General features: G+C 46.0%; 18 protein-coding genes and 1 riboswitch. Of the genes, 7 read left to right on the forward strand and 11 right to left on the reverse strand.

The window, feature by feature from the left end; translation table 11 throughout:
• Positions 1 to 77 precede the first annotated feature (77 nt).
• Complete coding sequence (locus IQ217_RS12705; RefSeq protein ID WP_194020220.1) at positions 78 to 1,400, forward strand: proton extrusion protein PcxA; 1,323 nt, start codon at positions 78 to 80, stop codon at positions 1,398 to 1,400.
• A 110-nt stretch (positions 1,401 to 1,510) separates the two neighbouring features.
• Here IQ217_RS12705 and IQ217_RS12710 read toward each other — a convergent pair whose 3' ends face one another.
• Entirely contained in the window at positions 1,511 to 1,960 is a 450-nt protein-coding gene (locus IQ217_RS12710) for a DUF4278 domain-containing protein (protein WP_194020221.1), read from the reverse strand.
• Between the two features lie 33 nt (positions 1,961 to 1,993).
• Positions 1,994 to 2,055, reverse strand: a riboswitch (Glutamine riboswitch).
• Positions 2,056 to 2,377: 322 nt separating this feature from the next.
• On the opposite strand from IQ217_RS12710, the gene IQ217_RS12715 reads away from it, so the two are divergent.
• Positions 2,378 to 3,274, forward strand: a complete 897-nt coding sequence (locus IQ217_RS12715) for a ParA family protein (RefSeq protein ID WP_194020222.1) — start codon at positions 2,378 to 2,380, stop codon at positions 3,272 to 3,274.
• A 60-nt stretch (positions 3,275 to 3,334) separates the two neighbouring features.
• Here the strand turns inward: IQ217_RS12715 and IQ217_RS12720 are convergent, their stop codons facing one another.
• The 4 genes from IQ217_RS12720 to IQ217_RS12735 form a co-directional block, all read right to left on the reverse strand.
• Complete coding sequence (locus tag IQ217_RS12720) at positions 3,335 to 4,990, reverse strand: mechanosensitive ion channel (protein ID WP_228024079.1); 1,656 nt, start codon at positions 4,988 to 4,990, stop codon at positions 3,335 to 3,337.
• A gap of 232 nt (positions 4,991 to 5,222) precedes the next feature.
• Positions 5,223 to 5,663 carry an Hsp20/alpha crystallin family protein gene (locus IQ217_RS12725; RefSeq protein ID WP_194020223.1) on the reverse strand — a complete coding sequence of 147 codons (441 nt, stop codon included), beginning with the start codon at positions 5,661 to 5,663 and terminating at the stop codon, positions 5,223 to 5,225.
• A gap of 266 nt (positions 5,664 to 5,929) precedes the next feature.
• A complete protein-coding gene (ccsB, locus tag IQ217_RS12730; RefSeq protein WP_194020224.1) occupies positions 5,930 to 6,934 on the reverse strand; it encodes a c-type cytochrome biogenesis protein CcsB in 1,005 nt (334 codons plus the stop codon).
• Between the two features lie 299 nt (positions 6,935 to 7,233).
• Entirely contained in the window at positions 7,234 to 7,647 is a 414-nt protein-coding gene (locus tag IQ217_RS12735; RefSeq protein ID WP_194020225.1) for a winged helix-turn-helix transcriptional regulator, read from the reverse strand.
• 248 nt (positions 7,648 to 7,895) lie between these two features.
• On the opposite strand from IQ217_RS12735, the gene lipA reads away from it, so the two are divergent.
• The gene (lipA, locus tag IQ217_RS12740; protein WP_194020226.1) at positions 7,896 to 8,765 is read left to right on the forward strand and encodes a lipoyl synthase; all 870 of its coding nucleotides are present in this window, start codon (positions 7,896 to 7,898) and stop codon (positions 8,763 to 8,765) included.
• A gap of 11 nt (positions 8,766 to 8,776) precedes the next feature.
• Here the strand turns inward: lipA and IQ217_RS12745 are convergent, their stop codons facing one another.
• The 3 genes from IQ217_RS12745 to IQ217_RS12755 all read right to left on the reverse strand — a co-directional run bounded on the left by IQ217_RS12745 (position 8,777) and on the right by IQ217_RS12755 (position 10,751).
• Positions 8,777 to 9,394: an acyl transferase gene (locus IQ217_RS12745; RefSeq protein WP_194020227.1), complete on the reverse strand. Its 618-nt coding sequence runs from the start codon at positions 9,392 to 9,394 to the stop codon at positions 8,777 to 8,779.
• A 94-nt stretch (positions 9,395 to 9,488) separates the two neighbouring features.
• Positions 9,489 to 10,256, reverse strand: a complete 768-nt coding sequence (locus IQ217_RS12750) for a sterol desaturase family protein (RefSeq protein ID WP_194020228.1) — start codon at positions 10,254 to 10,256, stop codon at positions 9,489 to 9,491.
• Between the two features lie 165 nt (positions 10,257 to 10,421).
• Positions 10,422 to 10,751 carry a DUF565 domain-containing protein gene (locus tag IQ217_RS12755; RefSeq protein ID WP_190598298.1) on the reverse strand — a complete coding sequence of 110 codons (330 nt, stop codon included), beginning with the start codon at positions 10,749 to 10,751 and terminating at the stop codon, positions 10,422 to 10,424.
• A 194-nt stretch (positions 10,752 to 10,945) separates the two neighbouring features.
• Between IQ217_RS12755 and IQ217_RS12760 the strand changes: the two genes are divergently transcribed.
• The 4 genes from IQ217_RS12760 to IQ217_RS12775 all read left to right on the forward strand — a co-directional run bounded on the left by IQ217_RS12760 (position 10,946) and on the right by IQ217_RS12775 (position 12,988).
• Positions 10,946 to 11,674 carry an NnrU family protein gene (locus IQ217_RS12760; protein WP_194020234.1) on the forward strand — a complete coding sequence of 243 codons (729 nt, stop codon included), beginning with the start codon at positions 10,946 to 10,948 and terminating at the stop codon, positions 11,672 to 11,674.
• Positions 11,675 to 11,765: 91 nt separating this feature from the next.
• Complete coding sequence (locus tag IQ217_RS12765; protein WP_190598306.1) at positions 11,766 to 12,215, forward strand: YlqD family protein; 450 nt, start codon at positions 11,766 to 11,768, stop codon at positions 12,213 to 12,215.
• A gap of 160 nt (positions 12,216 to 12,375) precedes the next feature.
• A complete protein-coding gene (psaM, locus tag IQ217_RS12770) occupies positions 12,376 to 12,471 on the forward strand; it encodes a photosystem I reaction center subunit XII (protein WP_010871633.1) in 96 nt (31 codons plus the stop codon).
• A 139-nt stretch (positions 12,472 to 12,610) separates the two neighbouring features.
• Positions 12,611 to 12,988: a slr1601 family putative cell division protein gene (locus tag IQ217_RS12775; protein ID WP_194020229.1), complete on the forward strand. Its 378-nt coding sequence runs from the start codon at positions 12,611 to 12,613 to the stop codon at positions 12,986 to 12,988.
• A 197-nt stretch (positions 12,989 to 13,185) separates the two neighbouring features.
• On the opposite strand, the gene lpxC is transcribed toward IQ217_RS12775, so the two are convergent.
• The 3 genes from lpxC to IQ217_RS12790 form a co-directional block, all read right to left on the reverse strand.
• Positions 13,186 to 14,016 (reverse strand): UDP-3-O-acyl-N-acetylglucosamine deacetylase, encoded by an 831-nt coding sequence (gene lpxC / locus IQ217_RS12780; protein WP_194020230.1) that lies wholly within the window; start codon positions 14,014 to 14,016, stop codon positions 13,186 to 13,188.
• 402 nt (positions 14,017 to 14,418) lie between these two features.
• Positions 14,419 to 14,652, reverse strand: coding sequence for a type II toxin-antitoxin system BrnA family antitoxin (gene brnA / locus IQ217_RS12785; RefSeq protein ID WP_194020231.1), 234 nt, complete (start codon positions 14,650 to 14,652; stop codon positions 14,419 to 14,421).
• Between the two features lie 44 nt (positions 14,653 to 14,696).
• Entirely contained in the window at positions 14,697 to 14,912 is a 216-nt protein-coding gene (locus IQ217_RS12790) for a BrnT family toxin (RefSeq protein WP_228024077.1), read from the reverse strand.
• Between the last annotated feature and the right edge of the window lie 173 nt (positions 14,913 to 15,085).

Consider the following 15,085-nt stretch of genomic DNA (forward strand, 5'->3'; position numbering starts at 1 on the left):
TTGAACGTAAACCAAAACTTTATCAGACAACCTTATCAAACAACATCTTAGCTGTTTTTTCACCCAATCATCAGTCAATGGATTTAACAAATTGGTGGCAAGGGGCAACCCAGTGGTTTGGCAGATCTTCACAAAAATCCCTGGAGCAAGCCTTCCGGTCTGCACTAAAAATAAAGGAAATTGAAGATCAATACTTTCAAGGCAAAAAAATAGGGCCAGAAAATTGCGATTACAGTGCCGACACCGTCACTTATTTTGCCAACCAAATTCAACGGCATTTGAGGAAAATAGAGCAGGAAATTTACCACCTCAACAGTGACCAAGAATTTGTCAAAATTCTTGGTCTAGATCCGGCGGTTAAACAGGATCCAGAAACGGAATATATTCTTGATCGACTGCAATTTATTGATGACATATTACAGCGCTACGATGGCGAACTCCCCCAGATTCATCCCCCCAAGCAAATTGCCAATGGTGGGGTGCTAGATTTACCTGCCATAGCTGTTAACAAACAACGACAAGTCAGCAAAAAACGTCGGGAAGGTTTTCAATACATTCGGCGGGAAGATACCCAACAAAAGGTCGACACTGCTACCCAGAAGTCTGGTGTTTTACCCCGTTCCTTTTTACGTACCATCGATCGTTTGAAGCAGGAAATGGACCCCCAGTCCAGCGACACAGAGCAAAAGGTGCTCAAACAGTATCGCAATTCCCGCTATAAAACTGCCCTCTCCATTAAATTTATTTTAACCTTAATTATTGTGCCTCTGCTGGCCCACCAATTAACTAAAACATTTTTTCTTTTGCCTTCAGTGGAATCATTTTTTGAGCGCAATAATGAAATTGTGTTCATTAACCAGAGTATGGAAGCAGAAGCCTATCAGGAATTGAGCCATTTTGAAGAATCCCTCCGCTTTCGAGAACTGTTGGGCTTTGGCAACAAACTTTCGCCGGCAGAGAAAGAGGAAAAGCTAGCGGAAAAAGCCAAGGAAATTTCCGAAACCTACCGCCAGGTTAGCACTAATGCGATCGCCAACATTTTTGCTGATATTTTTTCCCTGGTGGCCTTTTCGGTTGTTTTGATTAATAGTCAACGGGAAATCGAAGTTTTAAAAGAATTTATTGACGAAATTGTCTATGGCTTGAGCGACTCAGCTAAGGCATTTTTGATTATTCTCTTTACGGATATGTTTGTGGGTTTTCACTCTCCCCACGGTTGGGAAGTGATTTTGGCTAGTATTGCCCGTCATTTTGGCTTGCCGGAAAATCAAGATTTTAACTTTCTTTTCATTGCTACTTTTCCGGTAATTTTAGACACAGTCTTTAAATATTGGATCTTCCGTTATTTGAACGGCATTTCTCCCTCCGCCGTGGCGACTTATCGCAACATGAATGAGTAACTTGGCAAAACAATTCCCCCAAGCGCAGTGCCCAAGGGGGAAATAGAATAATTGAGGCGACTAATTAGTAGGTAAGAGTAACTAACTTGGGCCCCGAAAGTCAAATTAAACTAGCTCATGGCCACGCCTTGACTGGCATAGTCGGAACGAAAATTAGCCAAAACTTTACCTTGGATGCGGACAGCACTGTTGACAGCTTGGTCGGTGTTCAAACCAATTTCCTCAGCTAAACGTACCAACAAAGATTGCTGGCGTTTTTTAATAGCCTGGGTTTTGCTGTGCAGACGGGCCCGGACCCGGTCCTGGAAAGAAATTTGGCTGAGGGCCGCAGCAACTTCCACTTTTTTGGTGGCAGTGTACAGTTCGGGCTGCAAATCCCGAGCGGGGTTAAAGGAAACTCCCCGGTAGGTTAGATTGACGTTAGGTTGAATGACGTTTTTGGCGGTGGTGCGACGGAAACGATAGTCCAAACCACGGTAACTGCCGGCCAGCCCCAAAACTTCGGTTTCCACTTTGGGGGGATTGTAGTCGTAACTGACTCCACGGTAACTTAATTGCATAGTGCGCTCCTAATTGTTGTTGAAGGTAGAGGAGGCGCGTTCCTTCAGGAATATATCCCTACTTCCGTCTTCTTCAAAAAGAGAAGATGAACGATTTACTTTCTGTATCCATTTTTACGTTTTTGCAAAATTATGTCAAGGTTTACCGAGTTAAGTGAGGACTTCTTAACATTTGCTTAAGGGTTGTCCATGGCACGCCAAACAGCCATTGGCCAAGGTTTGGTCCAACTTTATCGTCTTTATGGCGGCTCGGCTTGGCATAGCTTCCACCTATGGGATCAATGAAATCCATTGATTTTTTATTTGATTGCTGGGCTGGAACCTCGGACCGGGAGTGCCCTGTCTGCTAGAAGGGCTACCTACCATGGTTCCCCTTGCCTGTACCATTGCCAAAGTTTTTCATTACTCCTATTGCCCATGGCCAAAATCATCAGCACCGTCAATATGAAGGGAGGAGTTGGCAAGACCACTTTGACCGTTAACTTGGCCACCTGCCTGGCTAAATATTTTCAAAAACGGGTTTTGGTGCTGGACTTGGATTCCCAAATTAGTGCCACCCTCAGTTTGATGGCGCCCCATGATTTTGCTGGCATCCGCAAAAAAGGTAAAACCCTCAGTTATTTGTTGGGTAATGCTATCCAGCCCAATCCCTACAGTAAATTAGATATTTTCGATATTATCTGCCCAGAAATTTGTCAGATTGAGGGTTTGGAACTACTACCCGGAGACATTGAACTTTACGATGAATACCTGGTTTCGGAAAAGCTCCACCAAGCGGCGATCGCCACGGAAAATCCGAACTTTGAGACGGTGTGGAATAAGTTTGAGGGGACGTTGATCAAGGAAATGTTAGCGCCAGTGCTGGAGGAATACGATTTTGTCATCCTCGACTGTGCCCCTGGTTATAATCTGCTGACCCGCAGTGGCATTGCGGCCAGTGATTTTTATTTGTTGCCAGCCCGCCCGGAACCTTTATCGGTGGTGGGGATGCAGTTACTAGAAAGAAGGATTGAAAAACTGAAAGAAAGCCATAAAGCGTCTGATGATCCCCTGAACATCAACCTAATTGGAGTGGTATTCATCCTCTCCGGTGGCGGCCTGATGAGTCGTTACTATAACCAAGTAATGCGGCGGGTGCAAACGGATTTCACCCCGGGACAACTTTTTCAGCAGTCCATCCCCATAGATGTCAATGTGGCCAAGGCGGTGGATAGTTTTATGCCGGTGGTTACTTCCATGCCCAATACGGCGGGGTCTAAGGCTTTTATCAAGTTAACCCAGGAATTTTTACAAAAAGTAGAAGCTTTTGGCTAAGAAAAAGCCCCCATCATTATTTAACGGGGACTGGGGAAATATTGATTTGGCAATATGGCTCTATTTCTCTTCATCAAAGGAATCCAGCCATTGGCGAAGTTTTTCCCCGGCCACTTCCCGACCCCCAAGCCCAAACGCTAAGGCGATCGCCACGGCAATACCACCAGTCAAAAGACCAAAGGCTAAATTAACAATATTGGGGGCAATGCCCATTTGTTGCAGAGCCATGGCCGAAACCAATACCAAAATGGCAATACGGGCGGTATGACCAAGTAAACGGGATTGACGGGTGCCGGTGCTGGTAATCAACTTAAACGCCAAGTTGGCCAGATAGAGACCAAAGGTGAAAATCACCAAGCCAATTAACACCTGGGCCGCCACCTGGAGAATGACCCCCATCACCGTGGTGAGGGCGGCAATTTGCAGAATATCCACCGCCGTCAGGGTCGCCACCAACATGATGCCCACTAGGACAATGATGCCCCCCAACTGAGAGGGAGTTTTCAACGCCACACCGGAGGGAAGGTTTACCTTGGGTTCCCCATCCACTTCAACGGATTGGTCAATGGACTCTTGGGTGCTATTGAGATCAAAGCCAAGCAGTTCAAAGAGATTGTCAAAACCAATGGAACTCAACAGGCTACTAACTAGGTTGGCAACGTATTGACCCGCCACAAAGGCTAAAACCATCACCACACTGGCGGCAAAAAGTTTCGGTAATAAAGCCATTACCTGGTCAAGCATAGCCGTAGCTGGCTCAGAAATGGCGTTAATTTGCAGGGCGTCTAGGGCCGTGATGGCCACTGGAATCAAGATTAGTACATAGACAAAAACACCGAGAATATCGGCCAAATTTTGGCGACCTTCTCCTCCCCGCAGTCCGAAACGCTCCCCTAAGCTATCAATGCCGATGCCATCGGCCAAATTAGTGACCACTTGACTGACAATTTTAGCCACCACCCAGCCCACGGTGCCGATAATGACTGCGCCGAGGACGTTGGGCAGTACCAGCAGGATTTGGTCTAACAATCCCTGCACTGGCTCTAAAGTTCCCTGTAATCCCAAGGTGTTGAGAATTGAAGGTAGGAACAATAGAAAAATAAACCAGTACAGGGCATTGCCGATGGTTTCCCCCAGGTTATTGGCGGCGTTGCTGGCTTGTTCTGAGTCATCGTCCTCGGATGTCAGACCCAGTTTTTGGGATAAACCCGATTCCCCCAAGGCTTTGCTGGAAACAAGCTTCACCAAGGTGGCGATCGCCCAGGCCAAGGCACCCAAAATTAAAGCCCCAATAATTCTGGGGAAGAAAACAGTAATTTGCTCAAGTAGGCCGTTCAGGGGTTCCGATACTGCTTCTAGATCCAGAGCATTAAAAAAAGCTACTAGGGTAAATAGGAGCACAATCCAAAAAGCAAAGTCCCCCAGCCATCGCTCCACGGGGGGAGTTTTAGCTTCGTCGCTATCGAGAAATTTAGCGGCAAGGATATTGTCCAAATGGGTTTTTTGGAATGCTTTGGTGGTGATACTCCGGCAGATATTGGCCACCAGCCAACCGACAATTAGGATTACCAGGGCTTTACCCAAGCCAATGAGAGATTCCGTTAGATTTTCTCCGGCTACTCCGGCTATATTTGGCATGTCACCGGAAATTTGACCAAGCAATGGTGCTGCCTTGGTGATTATTGGAAGTTCCAGAAAAATTTCTGATCTGAACATTTTCTATTAAAAATTAAGGCTAACAAGTCCCTTGGATAATATCTAAATATTTAAAACAAGACAAATTTTAAGTTAAGAAAAATTAATTTTATCAATCCAATTAAATTAATCAATATATAATAACTTTATTAATTATGTTTTTATAAAGAAACAAAAAAATCCTCCAATCCCTAGGGAAAGGAGGTTTGACAAATTTCAAATGGTGATTGCCCCAGCTAAGGGAATGGAACTATTAAGACAGTTGAACTTTCACTACTTTATTTTTTGCTTCTTCCACTTTGGGTAAAGTGAGAGTTAAGATACCAGCATCATAGTTAGCTTTAACTTCTGAATTTTGAATTAGTCCAGGCACAGGGATAACTCGGTGGAAACTGCCATAGTGAAACTCGGTACGCCGCACACCATCTTTTTCCGTGCTGTGGGTATCCTGGCGATCGCCGCTGACGGTCACCGCATCCCTGGTGGCTTGGATGTCTAAATTGTCGGGGCTAATGCCGGGCAATTCGAGCTTGAGCACATAGGCTTCTTCGGTTTCAGTTAATTCTGCTTTAGGGCTAAATTCTTGGCGATCGCTATGACGCTCTGAAGGCACAAAAACTTCATCAAACAGTTGATTCATTTGCCGTTGGAAGCTATCCATTTCCCGCAGGGGATTGTAAAGAATGAGAGACATAATGTTAACTCCTAATGTATGGGAGGGATTGATTAACCTTTGATGGTTCCATCTTAAAATTTCCCCTCCTAGGCTAGATTCGGTTTCCAGGAAAGATGTTGGTGGGATTGCCGAAATTCCACTTCTGGCCGCAACTTTCAGCAAAAAAAAGATGTGCTTGCACACATCCCTGAGTAAATATTTGAATTGCAAGAGCGGCCGGTAAAGGTGTCAGCGTTTCCACTGCCCTATAGGTTTTTGGATAGCAACCCTAGGTTGTAAAAGAATTACAGAAACCAACCATAGGAATGGAGACCTTTACCCAATAAATTGACGCCCAGGTAACAAATCCAGACCACCGTAAAACCGCTGGCGGCCAAAATAGCGGGTTTGCGGCCCTGCCAACCTTTGGTGATGCGGGCATGGAGATAGGCAGCAAACACTAACCAGGTTATTAGCGCCCAGGTTTCCTTGGGATCCCAACTCCAGTAGGAACCCCAGGCTTCGTTGGCCCATACGGCTCCGGCAATAATGCCAATAGTGAGGAGGGGAAAGCCTAGACCAATAATGCGGTAACTAATATTGTCTAAAGTATCCGCCAGGGTAAGTCGTTGGGGAGAAAGGGTGATGGTGGGAACGGCAGTGGTTTTTTCCAGCACCGCCACATTGCCAGAGTTACTGTTTACCCCTTCCAGGGCAGGACTTAGACCACTCACTGTATTGAGGTTATTGCCTTTCACCAATCCTTGCCGGAACCCCCCCGTACCAACGGAACTACCCCGGAGCTCCACTGCCTGACCCCTGGTAACAAACAAAAAGGCGATCGCCAATAGGGAGCCCACCATGAGGGTGGCATAGCTGACCATCATCACACTGACGTGCATCATCAACCAGTTGGATTTCAGCGCCGGTACCAGGGGAGCAGACTGTTGCATATCCACCGGCAAGGTCAAGGTGGCAAAGGCCACAATACCCAAGGCGATCGGACTGGTGACTGCCCCGACAAAACGGCTTTGGCTCATGCGCTCAGCAATGAAATGGACCGCCGTAATGCCCCAGGCCAGGAAAAATAGGGATTCGTAAAGATTACTAATGGGAAAATAGCCCGCCTCTAGCCACCGAGCCCCCAACAGAGCCGTAATAGTCAAATTGGCGATCGCCATGGCTCCACTGGCCCCCTGCATTAACCATGGTTTAGGAAACACCACCGCCACCCAGTAGGCAAACATGGTCAGCAAAAGCACAAGGAAGGCAGTATTGTCTAAAAAATTTTCGAGGCTGACTAGATTCATGGCGATGCACTCTCAACAAGATTAAGCAAATGGGCTTTTTAATATCCTAGCGGCTGTTGAGTTCCCGGCAACGGCGATCGCCAGTCTGGCATTTGCTTGGGCCACCACTGTCTAGGTTTGTCTAGGTTGGGTCTAACCAGGATTACCATCTCCCTAGCTCCTAGCAATGCCCAAGGCCAAAAGAATTGCGTTTGGTCATGGTTAGAGTGGGAAGATTGAGTTAATGCAACAGCGGAGCCAAGCAGAAACTCTGGTCATAGTGCAGAGTTGACCCCAGAGAGAAAACCTTGCAGGGCGTATCAGTTGGCCCCCTCGCCGGTCACAATACTGCATTCACAGGATTCTTGCTCTAGCCAGTCGGAGCCCAGTTTGTGCATGGCAATCAGCACTGGCTGAATTTCCCTACCCCTAGCAGTGAGGGAGTACTCCACCCTGGGGGGGATTTCTGGATACACATCCCGATTGATGATGCCATGGGTTTCCAGTTGCCTAAGTCTTAGGGTCAGGGTTTTGGTACTGCAACCGGGCAAAGCATCCAACAACTGCCCCGTGCGTCGTTGTCCCTTGAACAGTTCTCGCAACACCAAAATGGACCATTTATTGTCCAGTAAATCCACCACATGCTGAATGGGGCAAATATGTCCGGTTTCAAAACAGGGATCAGCATTGGCTTGTGTCATGGCGGTATGGGGAAAACCTTGTCCGCCAACCATTCTAACTTTTAGGGTTGGTTTGCCAACTTTATCCTGGGAGCTAAATTTACCGGCAAACCCAAGTAGTTTTAGGGTTTCGGACCTTGACCATGAATGGAGAGATGGAACAAAGTTTTCAGCCGTCAATCTAAATTTCCCCGTTTGCCTGGGTCAGTGGAGCAGAAATCTTCCCTTTTCCCCCAGGTGCGGAGAAAGGCTGTTAGGAATTTTTGGTACAATCGGATCTCCCATAGCAGGAGAGATTGGACGTGACCGTCAAACCGGATTGGCTCCGAGTCAAAGCGCCCCAATGGCAGAGGGTGGGCAGTGTTAAGGATATTCTACGGGATTTGCAATTAAACACCGTATGTGAAGAAGCTTCCTGTCCCAACATTGGGGAGTGCTTCCAGGCCGGGACGGCTACCTTTTTGATTATGGGCCCTGCTTGCACAAGGGCTTGCCCCTATTGTGACATCGACTTTGAAAAGCGACCCCAGCCCCTCGACCCGACGGAACCGGAAAGATTAGCGGCCGCGGTGAAAAGGCTAAATCTCAAGCATGTGGTGATTACCGCGGTTAATCGGGATGATTTACCCGATGGAGGAGCCTCCCAGTTTGTGGGTTGTCTTGAAGCAACTCGCAGGATTTCCCCAGGCACCACCATTGAGGTTTTAATTCCGGATCTATGCGGCAATTGGCAGGCTTTGGCAACATTATTGGAAGCGGCTCCAGAGGTGTTAAATCACAATATGGAAACAGTACCCAGACTTTATAAACGCGTGCGACCCCAGGCAGATTATGGCCAGTCCTTAGAGCTATTTAACCAAGCTAAGCAAATTTTGCCCAAGGTTTACACCAAATCCGGCATTATGGTGGGGCTGGGGGAAACGGACGCCGAAGTACGACAGGTGATGGAAGATCTACGAGGGGTGGACTGCGATATTTTAACCATTGGTCAGTATCTCCAACCTAGCCAAAAACATTTAGGGGTTAAGGAATTTGTCACTCCGGAACAATTCGATGCTTGGCGAGTTTACGGTGAGTCCATTGGCTTTTTGCAGGTGGTGGCTTCCCCTTTGACCCGCAGTTCCTACCATGCGGAACAGGTGCAGGCTTTGATGACTCGTTTCCCCCGTTAGCCCGGTGTGATTTACTTTTCGGGTCCAACCTTTTGCCGTGGAAAAATCTTTTTGCCAAAGGGAATGTAACTTCCATCGGCGATCGCCACTCCGGGGCTAAGGCCTACCTCCGCACTGATGAAAACATTATTGCCAACGGTGATCCGGTCAACGTAAAGCAGGAGATTATGTTGTTTTGGTTTGATGGCGTGGCCCACGAAGGTAACTTGATGACCAAATATCACCTGGTTGCCAATGTGTAACATCCCCCGGTCTAGGATTTGTATGCTGGGAGTCCAGAGCACTTTTTGCCCGATGGTGGAGCCCCATAACCGGAGCCAAAGAGAAAATAAGCCTGGGACAAAGTGTAGTAATCTTTCGAGGGCAGGAAAGGCGCTATAAATCAGTTGGATTTGATAAGTTCCCCACCAAGGACTATATTGTTTGCCGACAAGATAGCTAAACCCTGGTTGGAGAGGATAAAACAATTGATGAATTCGATAGGTTAATAAAGGTAAGCCGTAAATGGTTAGTATTAGCAATATTAACCACCACCAATCCTGAGTCATGACCCAAGCAATAAAACAAATCAGGGCTAAAGTGACTACTAAGCCTGGAAATAAAGCTAGGAGTTTACTTAACAGAGTCATGGAGTAACGAAGTTATAAGTTATTTGATGACATAATCATTGTGCTGAATCCACTCAGTTTGAAGTATTAAAAAATCACTATTTTTTCAATCGAGCTAACTTTCTTGTCCATTCTTGGCAAAGGGCCAAACAAGTTGTTGCCATAGAGTTAAGTTAAGTTTAATGGGCACAGGTTGTAAACTATTGGACTGATTAACTACTTCAGGTGATGTATCCTTTAAGTAAGTGCCATGAAGTTTATCCCAAATTTTTAAATTAGCACTAAAATTTCCTCCGACAGCTTGTTGATGATGTAGGTTATGGTCTTGGGGCAAAATCAACCAACTATTTAGGCAATGGTGTAACAAAAAATCTTTATTTATATTCAGAGAACTGTGTCGCCACAAATCAAGCAAATAGGTGCAACTAATAGCCAAAATATATCCCCTAGCGTCCTGCAATAAATAAATTATGAAGCTATTTAACCAAACGTAGGGTAAAAACAAACTAGACCAGAGGGTATTGCGAGCACAGCTAACCATATCCATTTGACTAACGGTATGGTGGACTTGGTGAATGGTAAATAGTAATTTGCCGTGCAGTGCTCGGTGGGCCCAATAGTAAACGTAATCAATGGCCACAAAGCCCAGTAAAAATTGACCCCCGAAGAACAGATTAAAACTATGTTGCCACTGGGGAATAATGAGGGAATAAAAATTTATTACTAATAATAATTGCAATAAGGGAATGATTGCCCCCTGCACTATCAAGCCTGCGCTATCTAACAACCAGTCTTGCCGAGGTTTACTAGCTAAAAACTGTCTTTGTTGAGGTTGCAGTAAACTGAAGGCAAAAAATAGCCAAAAGCTGATTAATGATGCCATTTTCTAAACCTAAATTGAACCCCTAAATCAAGCATGGTTTCCCTGAAAATATCTTTAAAACTCCGTTTATAAAATTTTAATTTGTCCCTATTAAAACTTTCATAATACCAGGTAGTATATGCGCTTTCGTTCTCAACTTGGCAGGAGTATTTTTTGAATACCTCCCTAAGAACCCAATTTGAAAGCTTCCAAAAATAAACTGTAAGAAACTCCCATTTTAAAAATATTCAATATGTCAGCCCGCAATTCTCCCATTTTCACCCCCCGGCGATAGAACCAACGATTGACAAATTCACAAAAAAGCAGAATAAAGGCAGCACAAACCACGTCCCATTGAGCATTCTGGCCGGCGGTGGTGGCTACGGCAGTGCCAACAAAAAAACCGAACAAAAAGGCTAATAAACTCAGAGAAATACGTCGCCAGGGATTCCTGAAAAATTGGGAAAGTTGCTGGCCACGAACTTCAACAATGGTATTTAATCGGGTGCGCTGCATGGCAAATTACCTAGGGGGCGGGACGGTGCAGAAACAGCAATGCTCAATTCTAGGCCGTCTTTGGCTGTGGGGGTGTGGGAAAATGTATTGTTGGTTAACTGTCATCGTTGGCGATCGCCGTTTCGCCGTTAGCCATTGACCCAGTAGACTTTTCCATGGTTTTTGCCCCATTCTCCCCACTAAATTACTTGGCCTTGTTTAATCTTTCCTCCCCCTGGCCCTGGTTGACCCCCAGCCATGGCATTATTGCTGCCTATCTTCTCTTGTTTGCAGTGGCCCATAGTGGGTTAGCGGCCCTACGACCCTGGGGAGAAAGCAAAATTGGCGCTAGGGGCTATCGAGTCCTATTTGCCTTGGTGAGTATTCCCCTGGCCACGGGTCTAATTATTTATTTTTTCAACCATCGCTACGACGGCCTCCAACTCTGGCAAGTACAGGGAGTCACGGGAGTTAAACCTCTGGTGTGGATTTTGTCTGCCCTTTCCTTTTTCTTCCTTTTCCCCGCCACTTTTAACCTCTTGGAAATTGCCGCTATCCAAAAGCCGAAAATCCATCTATATGAAACGGGTATTATTCGCATTTGTCGCCATCCCCAAATGGTCGGCCAGGTAATTTGGTGTATGGCCCATACCCTCTGGTTAGGAACTACTTTTACTTTGGTCACCAGTCTGGGGCTAATTGCCCACCATTGTTTTGCGGTCTGGCATGGCGATCGCCGTTGGTACGAGAAATATGGCGAAGCTTTTTTGCAGGTCAAGCAAAGGACTTCCATTATTCCCTTTCAAGCGATTTGGGAAGGAAAGCAGACCCTGGTATGGCAAGAATTTATCAAACCAGCCTATGTGGGGGTAATGGGCTTTATTGCCCTGCTGTGGTGGTGGCACCCCTGGTTGATGGTGATGACCTCTAGGGTCAATTGGTAGGGCTTCTAGCTTGGTTTAACCGCACTGGGGAGATATTCTGGGGATGCACTGCAATGTAACCCTTTCCCTAGTTTTAGGTTTAATTTAATTTATGGACGATACTAACAACACATTACTGCTCAAGCGTCCCGTCACCCTCAAGGTAATTGTTACCCCCCGCTGGAAAGAGGAGATGCAACAACAACTCCAAGCCCAGGTGGGTCAGATGGATAATCAAGTGCAACAACTCGACGCCCAAAGTCAACGGGCGATCGCCGAGATCAAAAAACAAAGCTTGGTGCCCCTGCCCCCCAATGTCAGCCAGCAAATTGAAAACATTCAAATGCAGGTCAATCAACAAAAGAGCGAAATCCTCGAGCAAAAAAACCAAGCTCTGCAACAAATGCAACAGGTGCAGTTATTAGAACTCAACCAGGAAGTGATCCAGGGCCAGATGGAGAGCTTTTTCCGTCTGCAAAAAGGGGATAACCTGGTGCAAAAAATGGGGGTGGAGTTGGTGCTGCGGGATGGCGTGGTGGAGGAAATCCGGGGAGAACTCTAGCCCAGACTAGGTTATCCGGTTGGCCACCCCGGGAATAGGAGTTGGGTAAGTATCGAGTTTTCTAAAGACTTGTAACAACTTGTTTCCCAAAACTGCCCCCATATTGCAAAGTGTTGTTAATGTTTCTCACGATCTGTTTTTATCTAGGAGTTAACTATCCATGGCATTATCTGACACCCAAATTTTGGCAGCCTTAGTGGTTGCTCTCCTGCCTGCTTTCCTAGCTTTCCGTCTCTCCACGGAACTTTATAAGTAGACCAACGTCGGCCCTATAATCCGATCCTTGGGGCGCGATGCGTTGCGCCCTATTGATTTTTAGGGGAAATGCTGGCATCTTTAGAGTCCGGTGTGAGTTGTCAGACCTCTTGCTATCTCCGGCTCAAAAATTACCCGCCATGACTGCCCAAACGTTCAAACCCAGTAGTGCCCGTCGCCCCCGTTCCAGAAGTCGTAAGCGCCCTGAACAAAAGTTTCAGCCTGAGCATAAGTGGCTAGTGTGGGAAATTCTTTTCAAGCTGGGCCTCAATGGTATTTTTGTCGTGGTTTCCATAATGGCGATCGCCAGATTGTTGCCCCATCAACAAACCCAACAGGCCAAACTGAACGAAATTCAGATGCAGGTAGAAGAAACGGAGGCCAGGGTTAAGCAACTCCGTAGTGACTTCCACCGTAGTTTTGACCCCAGCCAGAGCCGCAAAATTATGGAGGAATTAAGCCCCCGTCACGATCCCCAACAACGGAAAATTATTCTGACCGAACCGAAGGCCCCCTAAAAGCTTGTTAGCAAAGTTCTGGTTTGCCCCCTAAATCGACCCTGATGTTAAGGTACTTTTGTCGGATTTCCCCCCAAGCTTGGGTAAGCAAAGGGGCATTGTGAACAGTCTTCAAAAATCAAAAAAAGTTAGCAAGAATTGAAGTAAACATATTTCTCCCATGCCTGGGCATTGAGCGTTCCCGGCAAACGCCTTTTTTAACCATAGGTGTCGGCAATTTTTTGCGCCAACTGGGTATGGAGTTTGTGGCTAGCTTTGTAGGCGACAAAATGGGCTTGGGGAATTTTACCCAGTAGACTTAAGTCCCCCAGCAAATCCAAGAGCTTATGGCGCACCGGCTCATCGGGGAAACGTAAAGGTGGATTGAGCCATTTCTCTTTGTCGCACACCAAGGCATTTTCTAAACTGCCCCCCTTAATTAGTCCGGCCTGGCGCAATTTTTCAATCTGATCCGCAAAACCAAAAGTCCGAGCTGGGGCGATCGCCGTGGCAAATTTTTCCTGGGCCGGTTCCCAGGTGTACCACTGTTTACCAATGGGCAGATAGGGATAATCCACACCGTAGCTGAAGCGGGTAGTTGCACAGGGAAAAGCCGCTACAAACGCATCTTCTATTTGGCAGGTCAAAGGGGTCGTAATCACAATGGGTTGCCCTTGCTTTTTCTTTGATTGGGGCCTAATCCCCACCCTGGCGATCGCCGTTAACCAACTCAAGGCAGAACCATCCAGCAGAGGCACTTCCGGACCGTTAACTTCAATGCGTAAATCACCAATGTCCAAGGCCACTAGGGTTGCCAGTAAATGTTCCACTGTCCTGATCGTTGCCCCGGGTTCCCCTAGCTCCGTCGAAAGCATGGCTTCCCGCACCCAGGTCAAATCCGCTGGAATAATTGGCTTTTTTGGCAAATCAACCCGCTGAAAATAGCGACCCTTCCCCGCTATCACTGGACAGAGGGTAACGGTGGTTTCCACTCCAGAGTGCAGTCCAACTCCCTGGATAGTCAGAGGTGCTTTGATAGTGTTTCCCATGGCATTGATCAAGATGGTTGATGGGGATACTATAGCTAGATTTAGACCACTTCAGTAAATTTAAACGATTTAAAAACAAAAACACTAAACTAAACTAGCTGATCTCACCGGCATTGCTATTGAGTAAGGACAACCAATTGCGGCATTTTTGCTTGGTTGAATTAATATTAGAGAAAAGAAACTTTGTTTTTTCCATGCCACCTCAGGGGAAATGTCCTCCGATAGTGTTTGAAATGCGTTAGAAAGTTCCTGGCGACATGGGAGAATTCCAATCCGAATTCTACTCAAAGTTACGACCAGGGAAGGCGTTTAAATACGTTTCCAAAATGTTCTTAACACTGATAAAAATTTTTACCCAATATTCCAACAACCTACATTTACATAAAGCCTTAGATTGCTTGCTCAAAATGGAGCCGATAATTTCTCTTCAATCCAATTTTTTAGCACTATATTCAATGGAAGGTTGCTCCGCTGACTCTCTGCTTTTAATGCAAGAATCATGGACGACGGCAATGCCAGCGCAATAATTTCTTCTTCGTTTTCGTGATTATTTCCTCTTTGAATTTGGGATAAATCCAAGTATTCAAGAATTGACTCTCCTGCGTCAAACTTACGATCAAAATTCTCAGCCTTCATAGAGCATCACCTCCTCTCTTCTGGAACGACGAACCGAAATAATCCTAATTTTTTTTACCACGATAGGTAATCACCGCTGACCAGTGCTTATCTTCGATTATACCAATTACGAGAAAGCGAGGCTCATCATCGGTGCGGGCTGGAATCTGAATTCTCTGATTGTCTGACCATAAAAATTGAGCTTCAGTAAAGCTTATTCCATGCTTGATTTTATTAGATTTGCTTTTTCTGGGATCAAACTCAAATTGCGGCCCACTCATTTGTCCAAATCATTAACAAATAACACGGTAAGTCATCAAAATAAATGGGAGCATCCCACTTTTGCCCTGAGTATAAATGCTTAGTGATGTGAGTAGAGAAAATTGCTGTAAAAATAAGAAAAACAGGAAAAATCTATGACCCCAGAAGAAATTCAGCAGGCCAAGGACTATTT

This window comes from Synechocystis salina LEGE 00031, assembly GCF_015207985.1.
Classification (GTDB): Bacteria; Cyanobacteriota; Cyanobacteriia; order Cyanobacteriales; family Microcystaceae; genus Synechocystis; species Synechocystis salina.